This window comes from Brevundimonas sp. LPMIX5 (assembly GCF_003576505.1).
GTDB lineage: Bacteria > Pseudomonadota > Alphaproteobacteria > Caulobacterales > Caulobacteraceae > Brevundimonas > Brevundimonas naejangsanensis.
The window spans coordinates 158,374-174,313 of the sequence record NZ_QWTZ01000005.1; the positions used below are offsets into that span (position 1 = coordinate 158,374).

Consider the following 15,940-nt stretch of genomic DNA (forward strand, 5'->3'; position numbering starts at 1 on the left):
ATCTCGCCTATAATGGCTACTTATGAAAGACGGAGTTATATGTTATGACTAAGACGCTTTCTGTAGTTTCTTGTGCGGCTGTTTTGGCTGTTTCCAGCTTTGGAGTGGCTAGTGCTCAATCCTTTCAACCGGCCCCAGGTATTTTTAAGGCTGTTGGAAATCTTGAGCTCTATCAGACGATTGATGGTGTAGACTGTAATGTTGACGCTACCATAGAGGTTAATGCTGCTGGTCAAGCTTACATCACCAGTATGACATTCTCTCCGGGGCATCCGCTTTGCGGCACCTTGATCCGCCCTCTGAGCCCCCCGCCGCCGCAACTCATCACCGGTTCCCCTAGTGGCACAGATGAAGGCTCTATCAATATTAATGTTAATATTCAGGCTGGAGCAGGAACATGCTCTGGTGTTCTGGCTCCACTAAAGCTTTATTGGGGCAGTAAGGGTCCTAATCGTATTGTAACTGATCCTACGGCTACTGTTACTGGATCTCCTTCTACTTGTTACGCAACAGGATATCTGAATATCACTCCAGTTGCTCCGACTACCGGCGAGCTAAAAATGTAAAGCTGGCTAATAGCTAAGCTATTAATGATAATCCTCTATGCTAATATTTAAGCTCCCCTGAGTTAACTAAACCGGATGATTTCATCCGGTTTTCTTTTTTAAGTGCTAGCATTCAGCAAGTCTGGATGGAGCCTAGGGCGCCTTCAAGCGCCACTGAAACGTCAGGTCTCGCTTACGATGCCTTCCACCGCTCCAGATACTCCAGCCGCCTCAGCACTTTTGAGCCGGGGTCTAGGAGGATGTGCGCGCGCGCAGGAGCGGTGAAGATTGCGCGGCCGTTGGTCATGGGCAGAGAGAGCAATTCGCCGTCGACCTCGACCTCGACCGGCAGGGGGAAAGGACGGCTGTTTCCGGTCTTCCACTCCAGCGTCACCTGCTCGCCCTGCCGTGTCATGGCCAGATCGGGCAGGGCGGCCTGATAGAGGTAGGCGTCGAAGAACCAGCCCATGTCGCGGCCGGTTACTTCATTGACGATGGCGACATAATCCGGCGTCGTGGCGTAGCGGGGCCGAAAGTTCCCCGGCTGCGGATCGGGGCGGCCGTAGACCAGGCGGCGCAGGCTCTCATAGAAGGCGCCGTCGCCGATGAAGAGGCGCAGGGTGTGGGCGATCAGTGCGCCCTTGTAATAGAGGTCCAGCGCCGGGCCGGTCTTGTCGTCATAGACGGTGGCCGCGTCCTGCGGCCTGCCTGACACCACGGGGAAGCGGTTGGCCAGGGTCAGCCGCATGGTCTGGAGCTCGGCCTGCATGGCCCGTTCGCCGTTCAGCCAGCGGGCGTAGAGGGGCTGCATATAGGTGCCGAACCCTTCGTGCAGCCACATGTCGTCCCAGTCGGCGTTGGTCAGCTGATTGCCGAACCATTCGTGCGCCAGTTCGTGCTGCAGCAGCCAGTCGTAGCCCTTGCCGTCCAGCTTATAGCCGTTGCCGTAAGCGTTGATGGTCTGGTGCTCCATGCCCAGGTGCGGCGTCTCGACCACGCCCATCTTCTCGTCGCCGAAGGGGAAGGGGCCGATCGTCGCCTCATAGAAGTCGAGCATCTGCGGGAACTCGTCGAACAGGCGCTGCGCCTTGGCCGGGTCAGCGGATGCCAGCCGCCAGAAACGCATGGGAATCACATTGCCGAACCGGCTTTGATAGGCGGCGGCCATCTCCACATAGGGGCCGATGTTCAGGCTGATGGCGTAGGTGTCGGGCTGGCGCGTGGTCCAGTTCCAGGTGGTCGTGCCGTCGCCGTTGTCGGTCTTGCCCAGGAAACGGCCATTAGCGGGGGCGCTGAGGGCAGAGGGCACGGTGATATGCAGGTCAACGCGCTCCGGCTCGCCCTGCGGATGGTCGATGCAGGGCCAGAACAGGTCGCAGCCCTCGCCCTGAACCGCGCTGGCGACCCACGGCTGGCCGTCGGGCGTTGTCGTCCAGACGAAGCCGCCGTCCCAGGGCGCGCGCCTGGCCTGATGCGGGCGGCCGGAATAGGCGATGCGCACAGTGGCTGTTTCGTCCGTCGAAAGCGGGCGGGGCAGGGGGATGGTCAGCCGCCCCTCGGGATTGGACCAGTCGGCGACGGCCTGACCGTCCACGGTGACGGCGGCGATGGCGAAGGCGGCGTCCAGTTCGACCACGACCGCCGCCGTCGGCGCTGTGGCGGTGAAGTCCAGAACGGCGACGCCTTCCAGCGACTGCGTCTCAGGCAGCAGTTTGAAGGACAGGTCCGCCTTGTCGAAACGCAGGGCCAGTTGTTCGGGTGTGCGCGGCGTGCCGCTGGACAGGGTGAAGGCGGAGGTTTCGCGCGCGGCCTCCTGCGCGACAGCGGGCCACGACAGCAGGGTCGTGGTCAGGATGAGGGCGGCGAGAGGACGCAAGGCTGAGGCTCCGGCTGGACGAGCCGTGAGGGTAGCGGGAGCGCGCTCAAAAGAAAAAGGCCGGTGTTTCCACCGGCCTCTTCAAAATCCGTCAGTCGGCGCCGATCAGGCGGCGGCTTGCTCGGCCAGCTTGGCGCGGACCTGACGCTTGATGCGCAGGGCGGCGATCGACAGCTGCTCGTCGCGGGCCTTGACGATAAAGGCGTCCAGGCCGCCCTTGAAGTCCAGGGTGCGCAGGGCGGCGTTCGAGATACGCAGCGAAAAGGTTTGGCCCAGAGCGTCCGACTGAACCTTGACCGTCTTCAGCGACGGCAGGAAACGACGCTTGGTCTTGATGTTGGAGTGGCTCACGTGATTGCCGACCATCGGGCCGATACCGGTGAGTTCGCAGCGACGCGACATCTGAAGATCCTCAAGGTCACATCCGCAATACCGGCGCGGACGCATGAAACAGGGGCGCGGCAAGCCAAAGAGGCCTGCGCGAGAGGGGGCCGTATAGAGGAATGAATCATCGCGCGTCAAGGCCAGAGTCGTCGTGCGGTCGTCGTGCGGCTGGCGCTGAGTCATTGTGAAGGCGAGGGATCGCCTTTGTTCAGCAGCCGTTCAAGCCGTGACTATATAAAGAACCCCATGATGAGTCCCATGAACGGCAAATCCATGAAGACCCTGCCCCACCTGGCCAAGCTGATGGCTGTCGCGGCCCCCATGGTCGCGGGCGCTGTGATGCTGGCCGCGCCCGCGTCGGCGCCCCAGGCCCAGTCGGCCGCCCAGTCCGAGGTCCTGCCCGGCTATTGGGAGTACACCACCAGCGTGATGGGTTCGCGCGACACTGAGCAGAAGTGCGTCCGTCCCAGCGAGATCAACCGTTTCTTCGGCGGTCTGTCGACGCGCAAATGGCGGTGCACCTATCCGACCCGCCAGGTCGGCGACGGCAAGGCCCGATTTGAAGGCAGCTGTCAGGATCACAAGGGCCGCCGCATCAATGTGCGCCTGAACGGCACCTATGAAGAACAGGCCTTCCGCTTCAACGGCGGCGCCCAACTGGCGCGCGGCACCCCCTACATTCCCGCCAGCATCACGGCGCGGCGTCTGGCCGCCCAATGCCCGGCCGGGGCGGAGTATTTCTAAACTTCGCCCTTGTCCCAAAAACAAAAGGCCCGGCGTCGCCGCCGGGCCTTTTTTATCATCAGTCGGTCGCCTGAGATCAGGCGGCTTCGGCCTCTTCTGCGGCGGGGGCGACCGGCTTCTTGGCGCTGAGCGACTTGCCCAGCAGAGCCATGGCGGCGTCCTTGTCGATCTTGTTGGCGGCGGCGACTTCGCGGGCCATGCGGTCCAGGGCCGATTCATAGAGCTGGCGCTCGGAATAGGACTGTTCCGGCTGGGTGTCGGCGCGGTGCAGGTCGCGGACCACTTCGGCGATAGAGATCAGGTCGCCCGAGTTGATCTTGGCTTCGTATTCCTGCGCGCGACGCGACCACATGGTGCGCTTGACGCGGGCGCGGCCCTTCAGGGTCGTCAGGGCCTTGGTCACGGTGTCGTCGGCGGCCAGGGTGCGCAGGCCGGCGGTCTTGGCCTTCTTGGTCGGGACGCGCAGGGTCATTTTTTCGTGCTCGAAGGTCACGACGTAGACTTCGAGCGCCATGCCGGCGACTTCCTGAGTCTCGATCGCGGCGACCTTGCCGACGCCATGCGCGGGATAGACCACCGCATCGCCAACCTTGAATTCCAGACCGGTCTTGCTCGTCATGTCATTCCTTTCCCGAACCGAAGGGGCGAGATCTCCGCCGCATCTTTGAAAGCAAAATCCACCCCGCCGCCGGGCGTAAGCCAGGCGGTTGAGCGGAAGGTCGCATTGTCAGACGCGAAAAAGGATCACCGAACCTCTGGCCGACCCCGTCCTCGCGGCGAGGTTCTGTCGTAAATGCGGGCGGCGCGCAGAGTTGCGGAACCGCCCGTTTCGAATAGGGAGGAACCTATCATAAAATTAGGAAATCTCAAAACATCCACAGGGCCGTCGGCGACGAGCGGCACATTGTGACTGCAATGTGGCGGATTATTAGGAGCCTTTGCCCGGCTTGGGGCTGAAATACTTCTCGAACTTGCCGGTTTCGCGTTCGTACTGCTCGCGGTCCGCCGGGGGGACGCCCTTGACCGTGATGTTGGGCCAGACCTTGGCGTATTCGGCGTTGACCTGCAGCCACTTGCCGTCCGGTTCGTCCTCAGTGTCGGGGACGATGGCGTCGACGGGGCACTCGGGCTCGCACACGCCGCAGTCGATGCATTCGTCGGGCGCGATGACCAGGAAGTTCTCGCCCTCATAGAAGCAGTCCACCGGACACACCTCGACGCAGTCCATGAACTTACATTTCACGCAGGCGTCGGTGACGATGTAGGTCATGGCGTTTCGGGCGGGCCTGTGGCAGCGAGGAGGTCGAGGGCGGGCACATGGCCCCGACGGAACCAACTGTCAACCGACGGCGCTGTTGCAACGCTGTTCAGGCCCGACGGCGCCGGGCCGCGCTTCCTTTTGCCAACGCCGAATCATTGTCTTCCTGGAGGCCGCCCTATGACTTTCAATCAAGGTTTCATCCCTCGCTCGGCTCTCGGCCGCATCGGCGCCGCCGGCGTGGCGCTTAGCCTGCTGACAGGCGGCGCGGTCGTCGCCCAGGCCGCTATGACCAAGGTCCCGGCCGAAGTGCAGCCTGGCGACTACAAGCTGGAGTCCGCGCACGGCAAGATCACCTGGTCCGTCGATCACCTCGGTTTCTCGACCTATGTCGGTCAGTTCGTGAACGTGCAGGCCGAGCTGAAGCTGGATCCCGCTAATCCGTCCGCCAGCACCCTGACCGCGACCATTCCGCTGACGGACGTGGCGTCCAACTCCGACGGCCTGAACAAACACCTGCAGACGGCGGACTTCTTCGACACGGCCAACCATCCCGTCGCCACCTTCCGTTCGACGCGGATCGTGATCGACGCCGACGAGCCCGACGAGGCGACCATCCATGGCGAACTGACCCTGCGCGGAGTCACACGCCCCGTGGTCATGGAAGTCGAGTTCAATCAGGCCGGTCCGACCCGCGGCGGCTACAAGGCCGGGTTCGACGGCGAGGCGACGATCAAGCGGTCCGACTTCGGCATCAACTTCGGCCTGCCCGCGCTGGGCGACGAGGTGAAGCTGCACATCGAAGGCGAGTTCGTGAAGCCGCAGGGCTGAGTTCTCCTCCCCATTGCATGGGGAGGAGGGGGGTTAGTCCAGCGCCTCGTACAGGGCGCGCGCTTCCTCTGGCGGGCCGCGCCTTTCGCCCGTCTGCACCACGCGCACGGCGACCAGCCGCCCGCCCTGGGCGAACAGCACCTCGTCGCCCGGGTGAACGCTGCGGCTCGGCTTGTCGAGGCGCGTCTGGACGCCGTTGTGCGTCAGCCGGATCGCGCCCTTCTCGACCATGGCGGCGGCCAGGCTGCGGGTCTTGGCGAAGCGTGCTCGCCACAGCCAGAGGTCGATGCGACAGCTCTCCACGCTCATTCGGCGGTCTTGCCGGCCGCCGCTCTGCGGGGGCGTCGCCGGGGTCTGCGCGCCGTCTTGGGGGTGGCTGAGGGGGCCGGGCGCGCCGGCTGGGCCAGCTGGGCGAGGGCGGCGAAGGGCGAATCCTTGGGCGGCGGCATGCGCGTGCCGGGGCGCGGCGCCCGTTCGGCGCGCAGCGTTCGCAGGGCGGCCTGGATCGCCTTGGCCTGATCCGCCGTCCAGCCGAGCGCATCCAGCGCTTCTGGTGACAGGGGCTCCTTGCCCGCCGCCCGCGCGGCGTCGGCGAAAGCTTCCAGCGCCTCGACCGGCGCTGTCCAGCGGTCGACCGCGCGTCGGCCGAAGGCGGACAGGGCCCGCGCCGAGGGCGCCGGCTCCGGCAGCGGCAGCAGGCCCTCACCCGCCAGGCCGTTCGTCGCCTCGCGCGGCAGGAAGGCCTGCGCCAGCGTCGCCCCGCGAGGCTTCATCACGCCGGGCAGCCAGACCGAATGGGCGCCGACGCGGATGGCGAAGGTCTTCAGCGTGCGCCGCTCATGCTGGCTCAAGGCCGCCAGGTCGCGCTCGACCTCGCGCCGGGGGATCAGGCCGCCCGCCTCGATCAGTCGGAACGCCAGCCCCCGGGGCAGGCCGGTCAGGGCGCCGCTCTCGATCGCGTGGCGCAGCCGTTTCAGCGGCTTCAGCGCCCGCCCGGCCTCGCCCGCCAGCCAGGCCTCCATGCGCCGTTCGGCCCGCTCGCGCGCCGGGACCGGCCCCAACTCGCCTAGCAGCCGCACGCGCGGCGAGAAGGGGTCTTCATTGACGATGCGCCCGGTCAGCGCCCCGTTCCATAGCACCCCGCCGTCCGGCGTAACGGAAAAGGCGGCGTCGTCGTCCGCCGCCAGCCGCCCCAGCCGCCGCGCCACCTCCGGCCCTACGGCGCGCGTCGCCGCCTGCCTTAGCGCCCGGTCGGCCAGCGCCGATCCGCCCGCATTGACGGTGAAGCAGACGCCGTCCAGATGACCGACGACCTCGCCCTCGACTGTGACCTCGCCGTCCTCGGCCACGCCCGCCAGCACGTCGGAGCGCACGTTCAGCGCCCGCATCAGGGCCGCCGTGCGCCGATCGACGAAACGCGCCGTCAGCCGTTCGTGCAGCACGTCGCTGAGCCGTTCCTCCAGCGCCTTCGTCCGGTCGCGCCACTCCTGCGCCCCCGCCATCCAGTCGGGCCGGTTGGCGATGTAGCTCAGCGTCCGCACCCCAGACAGCCGCGCCGAAAGCTGGTCGATCTGGCCGTCGTCGCGATCCAGATCATTGAAGCGCGGCGCTACCCAGTCCTCGGTCAGCCGCCCGCGACGGCTGGTCAGGGCGGTGAAGATCTCCTTCGACAGGCGGGCGTGTTCGTCCAGCGTCGTCTTCTGGAAGTCGGGCAGCTGACACGCCTCCCACAGCCGCATCAGGGCCCCGCGCGAGCTGGCGATCTTCCTGACGTCCTCATCGACCGCAAAGCGCCGCAGCAGGGTCTCGTCCAGCGCCTGGGCCGTCAGCCGCAGCCCATGACGATCCGGCGTCACCGTAAGCGAGCGCAGCAGGTCGGGCAGCGTGTCGAAATCCAGCCGCCCGCTGCGCCACTCGGCCGCCTCGACCGGATCGAAGCGGTGTTCGACCACCTGTTCGACCAGATCCTCGTCCAGCTCTTCCGCCTCGCCGGTGACGCCGAAGGTGCCGTCGCGCAGGTGCCGCCCCGCCCGCCCGGCGATCTGGCCGATCTCCGCGGCGTGCAGCCAGCGCGTGCGCCGCCCGTCGAACTTCCGCAGGCCCGCAAAGGCCACATGGTCCACGTCCATGTTCAGCCCCATGCCAATGGCGTCGGTGGCGACCAGGAAGTCCACCTCGCCCGACTGGAACAGCTCGACCTGGGCGTTGCGGGTGCGGGGCGAAAGCGAGCCCATGACTACGGCCGCCCCGCCTCTCTGACGCCGTAGCAGCTCGGCGATGGCGTAGACCTGCTCGGTCGAGAAGGCGACGACGGCGCTGCGCCGGGGCAGGCGGGTCAGCTTCTTCGACCCCGCGTAAGACAGCATCGACAGCCGGTCGCGGGTCACGATCTCCGCATCCGGAACCAGCGACCGCATCAGCGGGGCCATCGTCCCGGCGCCCAGGAACATGGTCTCGAACCGGCCGCGCGCGTGCAGCAGTCTTTGCGTAAAGACGTGGCCGCGCTCGGGATCGGCGACCAGCTGGATCTCATCCACCGCCAGGAAGTCGACCGACCGCTCCAGCGGCATGGCCTCGACCGTGCAGACGAAGAAGGCGGGACGCGGCGGGACGATCTTCTCCTCGCCGGTGATCAGGGCGACCGAGGCCGCCCCCCGCCGCTTGACGATCCGCTCATAGATTTCGCGCGCCAGCAGCCGCAGCGGCAGGCCGATCATGCCCGAGGCGTGACCCAGCATCCGCTCGACCGCCAGATGGGTCTTGCCGGTGTTGGTGGGCCCCAGGATCGCCGTGACGCGCGAAGGGGCCATGCCTGCGGAACGGTCGCTCATGACCGGCCCAAGGTGGCGAACCCCGCCTGCTTTCACAAGCGGCGCGGCGATCTCGATATGAACGAAAAAGAATTGGTAAGCGGAACCTTACCGGCCCCTGGAACACGGGCGAAACGAATCATGACCGAATCAGCGACGTTCGCCGATTCAGGCTTTGTTCCATACTAGGTATAGTAGCTTAACACGCCTTAACCACAAGGCCGAACCCTCGCACGGTCGCCGTCACGCGTTCAGGTTTCGCAGGGGCTTCCCTGACGCCCCAACCTCCTTTAGGCAGACGCGCGTGGCCCCGTAGCTCAGCTGCATAGAGCAAGGCTTTCCTAAAGCCGAGGTCGGAGGTTGGAGTCCTCCCGGGGTCGCCATTCTGTCGTGACCACTTAGAACTGGCTCAAAACCAGTTAGAAGTGGCTCAAAATGCGAACGACTCGCAATTCATGCTCGTGGCGCTGGTGCCTCATGAAGCGCCCGAGGCACCTCTCATGACTCAAAGCGGCGGCTGGCGACGTTCGCTTCAGGGCGCGGAGCTTATGAGACGCTAGGCTGCTCCTATGGAACCTGGCCCGCTCGGCCCGTCGGCGTCTACCGGCTGCCGCCCGGCTTCGCCGTTGAGGCGGACGCGATTGTAGGGCGGCAAAGGTCAGCGCGCCACGCAGCGCTGACGCCATATCAATCGCCTCGGGGCACCTGCGACCGGCTCTGACTATCAGAATGCGACCGAACGGTCGGCGATCTTATCCGGTGAACGGGTCGCCGAACCCAAACTCGCATGTTAACCTGATCTGAACGGCTGGCTTAGAACCTCCGGGCAGGAAGGCGATATGGCCCGAAGCGATCTTATTGTCTCATTGGTGAAGGCGGGTGCCGCCGGCGACCGGTCGATGTTCAAATCGACCGTCGAAGCCATGGTGGCTGACGAGAAGGCTCGCAGCCACCATGTGCTGGCGGACCGGCTTCAGCGTGCTCTGCAGAATGTCCCCGTCACCAACTCCGCTGAGCTCAGACGAGCACAGGGCGGCGGGCGAGACTTCGTAATTGAGACCGAACCGCAGGTTCAGCTCGACGATCTGATTCTGCCGTTGCCAGCCGATCGGCTTGCGCGCCAGCTGATTGAAGAGCAGTCCCGATCGGATCTTCTGCGAGCCCAGGGATTGCAACCTCGCCATCGCGTCCTCCTTTCCGGCCCCCCTGGCAACGGCAAGACCTCCCTAGCCGAGGCAATCGCCGAAGGTCTGGCTCTGCCGTTGCTGACGGTCCGCTACGACGCCTTGGTGGGGGCATATCTAGGCGAGACGAACGCCCGCTTGGCCAAGCTATTCGAATTCGCGCGGTCGACGCCCTGCGTTCTGTTCTTCGACGAGTTTGACGCTGTCGGGAAGGAGCGGGGAGATGTCCATGAGACCGGCGAGATCAAGCGTGTTGTGTCCTTCCTTTTGATGCAGCTGGACCAGCTGCCCAGCTATGTTGTGGCGGTCGCGGCGACCAATCACGCAGAGCTGCTTGATCGCGCCGTTTGGCGGCGTTTTCAGCTGCGGATTGATATGCCGGCGCCCGATGTCGATCGCCGCGCGGTTTTGGTCTCGCGTTTCTTCGACGCTTGGCCCGAGCCAGCGGGAATTAGCCCGTTACAGGCGGCCAAGCGGTTGGGAGACGTCAGTTTCGCTGAAGTATTCGAGTTCTGCCAAAATGTCAGAAGGCGCCATATCCTATCCATAGGTGGTGATTCGCTTCGCCGAATCGTCGCCGAGGAACTGGAACTTTGGGCGTCCCGCGTGACGCTGTGGGCAGATGGCCGAACCTCCGCAGTATCCCCTTCTGCGCCTCGACGCGCCCGAGCCGGTCGATCGCCAGAAAAGAGCGCCTGACCGACGGCAGTCGCGTAAATTCACGGCTGACCAGCAAGCTGGTCGTGAGCCTGGGCGGCGCATGCAGCGGCTGGCCCAAACCTTCGCGGCCGATCGCGATCCGATGACCTTGCGCCGGGACGCGACCGGCTTGGCGCCCGAGCGCCTGATCGTCTTCGAACTGACCAACGGGCTGAGAGACTTCGCCCGTGCGGCGGCGCTCGTGCCTGGCTTGGAGATCATCGGCGCCGAGGATCTGGATGAAGACGAAGAGGATGCCTCGCCCGTCCTGTACCTGATGATCCCGGACGCCCGCGCGCTCAAAGAGATGGTGCGCCTGTGGGCGCTGTTCCGAGCCGGCGACGTCTTCCCGCGCGGCTTCGCGCCCTGGCGCAATCTCTTCAGCCAGTTGCGTGATTTGCGGGCTTGGGGACCGCGCGATCGGGTATCGCCGGAAGACGCGGTCTTCCTTGCAGAGGCGAGCACCGACGTTCATGGAATGGTACGCATCGAACTGGAACTGGTGTACCGGGACGACGGCACGACAGTAGAGGCGGAGGCCCGCGCCGCCGTCGCGGAGGTCGGCGGACACGTGATCTCTGGAGCTCGAGTGGACGGTGCCCGCTACCAAGCCTTGTTGGCTGAGGTTCCCGCCGCCGAGTTGACCCGCATCCTCGAACGGGGAGCGGCGGGGCTGGTCGCCGCCGAGGCGATCATGCACATCCGGCCTCAAAGCGCGATGCATTTGACGCTGATCGAACAAGGGGCGGCGGTCCCGGACGGCACCGCGGCAGCACCGACGGGCGATCCCGTCGTCGCGGTCTTCGACGCCGTTCCCCAGGCCGGACACCCTCGGCTCGCGGGACGGCTGTCGGTGGACGATCCCTTCAACCTCGAACCGCTCGCCGTAGGCCGTCGCGTTCACGGCACGGCCATGGCTTCGGCAGTCCTTCACGGCGACCTAGCCGTGCCGTCGCCCATAGACCTCGAACGTCGCGTCTACTTCTTGAATGTCATGTATGCTCCGCCGACGGCGGACGGGGCCGAACGTTTCCCGGACCGGCTGCCGGCTGACCTGTTCCAGGCGGCCATACTCCACATGAAGTCCGGCCCTGACCCCGCGGCTCCTCAGGTGATTGTTATCAACGCCTCGCTCGGCGACCGCAACAAGCCGTTTAGCGGTCGGATGTCGGGCTGGGGACGGGTGCTGGATCATCTTGCCCATGAGCACGGTCTGCTGTTCGTGGTCAGCGCCGGCAACCACATGGGCGACCTCGAAAACGCTGCGACCGATGTCCTGGCCTTCGAGGCTTTGGACGAGCCAGGCAAGGCCCGCTCAGCTTTGCAATCCAGTGGTGCGATGATGGCCCATCGTCGTCTGCTGTCTCCGGCAGAATCGATGAACGCCCTGACAGTCGGCGCTCTGCACAGCGACGCGAGCGCGGCACCGCCCGCGCTTCCGGCTTCAACCTTCGATCCTTGGCGAGACACGGGCCTATGTACGGTCTCCAGCGCGCTAGGTCCGGGTCTTGGCAATGCGGTAAAGCCGGACGTGCTCGCGCCAGGCGGCCGTCACGTTGTCAGGTTATTGCCGGCGGGCGCAGGCCATCGCCTATCGCCCGTCGGCATCGGCTCGCCCCTGCTAGGCGGTGTCACCGTGGCGTCGCCATCGGCCGCCGCGGCGATGATGCCGAACCAAGTGGGCAGGTCTGTGGGAACAAGCGTGGCCGCCGCGACCCTGACGGGGCTGGCGGCGCGACTGCATGAGGTGTTGGAGGCCTGCTACGCCGACTTCACTCAGCTCTCGTCGCGCCGTCGGGCAGTCCTGCTTAAGGCGTTGCTGGTGCATGGCGCACGCTGGTCAGCGGCGCGTGACCTGATCATTGAGGTCTTGGGGCCCGCCGACGGCCGGCAGCATGTCCGCCAGAAAGACAATGTCCGTCGATACCTCGGCTACGGCGCGGTCGATGCGGACGCGGTCCTCGCCTGCGCTGAAGATCGCGCGACGCTTTGGTCGGTGGGTGAACTGGGCTCGGAGCAGGGACACGCCTTCAGTGTGCCTCTGCCGGCGGCGATGTCCGCGCGGGCGCAGGCGCATGAGATCTCCATCACGGTGGCGTGGTTCGCGCCGCCGCGGGTCGGTGCCGCGGCATATCGCGGTGCGCGTCTGCGGCTGGTCAACCCGGAGACTGGCGTGGAACTGTTCGCGGTAGCGCCGGACAAGGCCCAGCCAGACGACAACCAAGCCCATGGTGGAACGGTCATCCATCGTCGTTGGGTCGGGGACCGTGCGGCGGCCCTCGGTGAAGCGTCCGCCTTCGTCTTCAACGTGCAGCGAGAGCCGGACAACTCCGGCGACGACGTCGCCTTCGCCGTGGTCGCGACAGTGACCATGCCGGGCGTGGCGGAGGTCTACACCCAAGTCCTGAACCGCGTCGCGGTGAAACCGCGAACCCGAGTGGTGGTGGCACGGTGATATGAGCCCCAATCGGTCACCTCTTGAGGCCAAGCTTGAAGAGCTGGTCGTGGTGCCGCCCCTGTTCGCTCGCGAACGTCTGCTTTCGGCGGAGATGCCAAAGTCCGCTCCTGGCGCAGAATTGAACCGACGCAAGATGGGGTCAGCGATCGCTCGCGCGGCCAAGCTTCGAACTGCTGGTCGGATCAGGCCTTTTATGGGTCGCGGAGCTCTCAAATGAGACCGCCGTTCTATGTCGTTCGTAAGCATTCAAAATATACAGCATAGTATATATTTGGCTGACCGGCCGATTGCAGCTCGGTTAGCGTAGTAAAAAATCCCTGTGACTCCGCTTCATCGCTCTGGAACACTCTTCGAGCCGGCGGTGAGTCCTCCAAGACCCTCCTGCTAAGCCTTAGATTCGAACGGGCTAACTGAAAACAGGAGCAAAAATGTCCCGACCGCCATGAAAATCAGACGTCAATTCTGTGGCTTAGCGCAGAAACGACGCGAGCCCCGGGCGTAAACCCAAGGCTCGGTCGGAGGATCAAGTCCCCAATCGTTGTGCCGACGACTTGGCAAATGATCCTCCGCACCGCGCAAGAAGTCAACGCGTTCTCTCAGAGACGCGTGACGTCCAACAACTGCGCCAGCATGGTCAGCTGCCACTTGGTCAACTGGCCGAGAGCTTTGATGAACGGCTGCGCGGCTTGGCCAAGCTGAAGGCCATGATGGTCGGCCGCATCGTCCGGCTCGACCTCACCAACATCCCCGACAGCTCGACCCCCGTAACGCTGGTCGAAGGGCCGCAGGAGGAAATCCAATGAACACCATTCGACTGACCGCCGGGGAAACCTGGGCCATCGGCTCAGAGCGCTACGTCCTTGATCAGGTGATGGGCAATGGGCTGCTCCACCTGCGATGCGAACGGACCGGAGCGCCGCTGCAGGTGAGGGGCGAACAGAACGATCTAGTGTGCCCCAGTTCCGCTTGGCTCGTGGAGCAGTTCGCTGCCGGCCAGGCTCGTCGTATCGACCTCAAGCAAGCGAAGTCGGCAGTTCGAAAGGGCGCTCTCGCTTTTGGGGGCGACTACCAGATGATCGTGTCGCGCGATCCGTCGGCGACCTTCCGTTTGGCAGTGACCTCCCTGGATCGCATCGCCTCGTTCTCTCGAAGCGCAGACGGGATACGCAAGGCATTGGCGGTCGTCTGGAGCAAGAAGCCAGAGTTCTTCAGCGGCAAGAAACCCCCGTCGCCGACGACGGTTCGCAGATGGCTTGCCGATCGCGGCGACGTCGGCGAGCGACCGTTGAAGGCGATGGTCAACATGTCTGGGAAGGTGCCGCGCAAGCATCGCCTTCCGGCATCAGTGCGCCGACGGATGCATGAGGAGGCGACGGCCTACTGGGCCGACCATAAGAAGTCCCTCGGCGACGCCTACGACGACCTCTGTGAACATCTCGGCGCACTGAACAAATGGATTCGCCAGCGTTCGTCCAGATGGATGACAGTGCCTGTGCCTGCGAAAGAGACATTTCGAAAGTATGTTCGGTCGATCGAATGCTACGAAACGGTGGCTGCGAAGTTCGGCAAAAAGGTCGCGGACCAAAGGTTCAAGGCCTGTGGTCAAGGGCTGGCCTCCCAGCGTCCTTTGATGCTGGGCGCTAGTGAACACCCTGACCTCCGAGCGAAGGACACTGGCGGAGCGCTGGCCAGCGCTCCAGGCCAGAGGCATAGGAGGGGGCTGGGTCAAGGCTTCTATGAGCGAAAAGCGACCGCGGCCGGGATGAATGGCTAGGCGATGAGCAAAGATGCCAAACGAAAGGTCCGCCAGCGCCAGATATTACACTGGGCGCAGGGTGGGCGCTGTGCAGGTTGCGGTCAGCAGATGACCCTGAAGCGCGGTTTGCCGAGAGACCGTTCTGACTATCCGACCTATGATCATATCGTGCAGAAGAGCCGAGGTGGTGGGCACGGTCTGATCAACGGGTTGCTCAAACACTTCGCCTGCAACATGCGGCGAGGATCCATCACGCGAACCTCGCCCCAAGTGCTTGTGGGTTGGATCGTCCGAGGCCCGCCGAATGGACGAGCTTCCTTGCCAAACCTGAGCACGCCGGTCAGCAGCTCGCACGTTAGGACACGTCGCACATGTTGGAAGGTGATAGGCTCGCCCGAAGTCCAAGTCGCTCCATCTCGCTGGAGAATTCGGGCAATCTGTTCGAGTCCGCGCGTCGATGACATCAAGCAGATTCTGCTTGCCGCGCTCCGTCATCGGCGCGAGACCGAAGTCGTCAAGAATAAGAAGACGCCAGCAGGGAAGGCAGCGACCAGAGCTGCGGCCACTCTACAAGTTCTTTTGGCTTTTCCGATTATCAGCATCTGCTCGAAATCTTCCATCACGCTAATGTGCCGTCGCTAGCGAAGGCGACGAATGTCGTTGGAGTGGGGCGGCACAGCGTCCAAGCGCCACTGCCAGATATCACTTCACTTTATTCATGGCCATGAGTATGAATGAAAAAATCAACATCGAAATTGTAATAATCCCAATAATAATAGATGCGTATTGATCAGATACAGATCCATATATCCACGCAGCTAGGGTGGAAAGGTACATAAATATAAATACTATAAACAATAAGTATTTGAAGTTTTTATTCATTGCTATCTGCATCCGGGAGGGGGTGGAGAAAATCCAAGAAGAGTTGTGGTGAGGCCGACCATGCCAGAGACATACGCGATAAATGGAGTTCCTAGAAATCTTGCGCCAAGAGCCACTGGGCCAACCTGACCTCCCGTTAAGACGTTCAGGGCTACCGCCCCCCCTCCTGCACCAGCGGAAGCAGAGAGAGTTGCATTTGATCTCATCATTGCATGATACGAGTCGCAAGCTTGCCTAGCGTAATCCTCATCAAGTTGCAGGTCACCATTCTCATCTCTTCTGTATACGCAGATTCCTGATGCATTTTTATGTTCGCAGTTATATCTTGACTGAGAGTTATCATTCCGCTCCTGAGGGATCGATGTTTTTCGTTCATTGAGATTGGGCAAGCTGCCTGCGGTACCTTGGCCGCACCTCACTCCCTTTCTGCTGCACGTAACCGTAGGACCGTCAAGTGTGGTTGCCTCATCCTCCAGCCCCCATGGATCGACGAGATTGATCGGATCTCCCCCT

12 protein-coding genes and 1 tRNA gene are annotated in these 15,940 nt (G+C 63.6%); 7 read left to right on the plus strand and 6 right to left on the minus strand.

Translation table 11 applies throughout. From position 1 onward, the window contains the following. Positions 1 to 44: 44 nt before the first annotated feature. Positions 45 to 566 (plus strand): hypothetical protein, encoded by a 522-nt coding sequence (locus D1604_RS15615; RefSeq protein WP_147399895.1) that lies wholly within the window; start codon positions 45 to 47, stop codon positions 564 to 566. Between the two features lie 172 nt (positions 567 to 738). Here the strand turns inward: D1604_RS15615 and D1604_RS07670 are convergent, their stop codons facing one another. Then, positions 739 to 2,421 (minus strand): M1 family metallopeptidase, encoded by a 1,683-nt coding sequence (locus D1604_RS07670; RefSeq protein ID WP_119412828.1) that lies wholly within the window; start codon positions 2,419 to 2,421, stop codon positions 739 to 741. Between the two features lie 105 nt (positions 2,422 to 2,526). Next, positions 2,527 to 2,823 carry a 50S ribosomal protein L28 gene (gene rpmB, locus D1604_RS07675; protein WP_003170390.1) on the minus strand — a complete coding sequence of 99 codons (297 nt, stop codon included), beginning with the start codon at positions 2,821 to 2,823 and terminating at the stop codon, positions 2,527 to 2,529. 240 nt (positions 2,824 to 3,063) lie between these two features. Here rpmB and D1604_RS07680 point away from each other — a divergent pair, with 240 nt between their 5' ends. Beyond that, entirely contained in the window at positions 3,064 to 3,549 is a 486-nt protein-coding gene (locus D1604_RS07680; RefSeq protein ID WP_233551947.1) for a DUF3617 domain-containing protein, read from the plus strand. Between the two features lie 76 nt (positions 3,550 to 3,625). Here the strand turns inward: D1604_RS07680 and D1604_RS07685 are convergent, their stop codons facing one another. Further along, positions 3,626 to 4,168, minus strand: a complete 543-nt coding sequence (locus tag D1604_RS07685) for a CarD family transcriptional regulator (RefSeq protein WP_024353585.1) — start codon at positions 4,166 to 4,168, stop codon at positions 3,626 to 3,628. Between the two features lie 309 nt (positions 4,169 to 4,477). Beyond that, positions 4,478 to 4,819 (minus strand): ferredoxin FdxA, encoded by a 342-nt coding sequence (gene fdxA / locus D1604_RS07690; RefSeq protein WP_003166185.1) that lies wholly within the window; start codon positions 4,817 to 4,819, stop codon positions 4,478 to 4,480. A 168-nt stretch (positions 4,820 to 4,987) separates the two neighbouring features. Between fdxA and D1604_RS07695 the strand changes: the two genes are divergently transcribed. Further along, positions 4,988 to 5,638, plus strand: a complete 651-nt coding sequence (locus D1604_RS07695; protein WP_119412829.1) for a YceI family protein — start codon at positions 4,988 to 4,990, stop codon at positions 5,636 to 5,638. Between the two features lie 33 nt (positions 5,639 to 5,671). On the opposite strand, the gene D1604_RS07700 is transcribed toward D1604_RS07695, so the two are convergent. After that, complete coding sequence (locus D1604_RS07700) at positions 5,672 to 5,947, minus strand: RNA-binding S4 domain-containing protein (protein ID WP_119412830.1); 276 nt, start codon at positions 5,945 to 5,947, stop codon at positions 5,672 to 5,674. Next, a complete protein-coding gene (locus tag D1604_RS07705) occupies positions 5,944 to 8,469 on the minus strand; it encodes a helicase-related protein (RefSeq protein ID WP_119412831.1) in 2,526 nt (841 codons plus the stop codon). Before D1604_RS07705 ends, D1604_RS07700 begins: the two co-directional genes overlap by 4 nt. A gap of 285 nt (positions 8,470 to 8,754) precedes the next feature. On the opposite strand from D1604_RS07705, the gene D1604_RS07710 reads away from it, so the two are divergent. The 4 genes from D1604_RS07710 to D1604_RS07730 all read left to right on the plus strand — a co-directional run bounded on the left by D1604_RS07710 (position 8,755) and on the right by D1604_RS07730 (position 14,563). Continuing rightward, positions 8,755 to 8,831 (plus strand) — tRNA-Arg (locus D1604_RS07710). A gap of 456 nt (positions 8,832 to 9,287) precedes the next feature. Next, positions 9,288 to 10,331, plus strand: a complete 1,044-nt coding sequence (locus D1604_RS07715; RefSeq protein WP_119412832.1) for an AAA family ATPase — start codon at positions 9,288 to 9,290, stop codon at positions 10,329 to 10,331. 61 nt (positions 10,332 to 10,392) lie between these two features. Further along, positions 10,393 to 12,786, plus strand: coding sequence for a S8 family peptidase (locus tag D1604_RS07720; protein ID WP_199683727.1), 2,394 nt, complete (start codon positions 10,393 to 10,395; stop codon positions 12,784 to 12,786). Between the two features lie 802 nt (positions 12,787 to 13,588). Continuing rightward, entirely contained in the window at positions 13,589 to 14,563 is a 975-nt protein-coding gene (locus D1604_RS07730; RefSeq protein WP_119412834.1) for a hypothetical protein, read from the plus strand. Positions 14,564 to 15,940 lie beyond the last annotated feature (1,377 nt).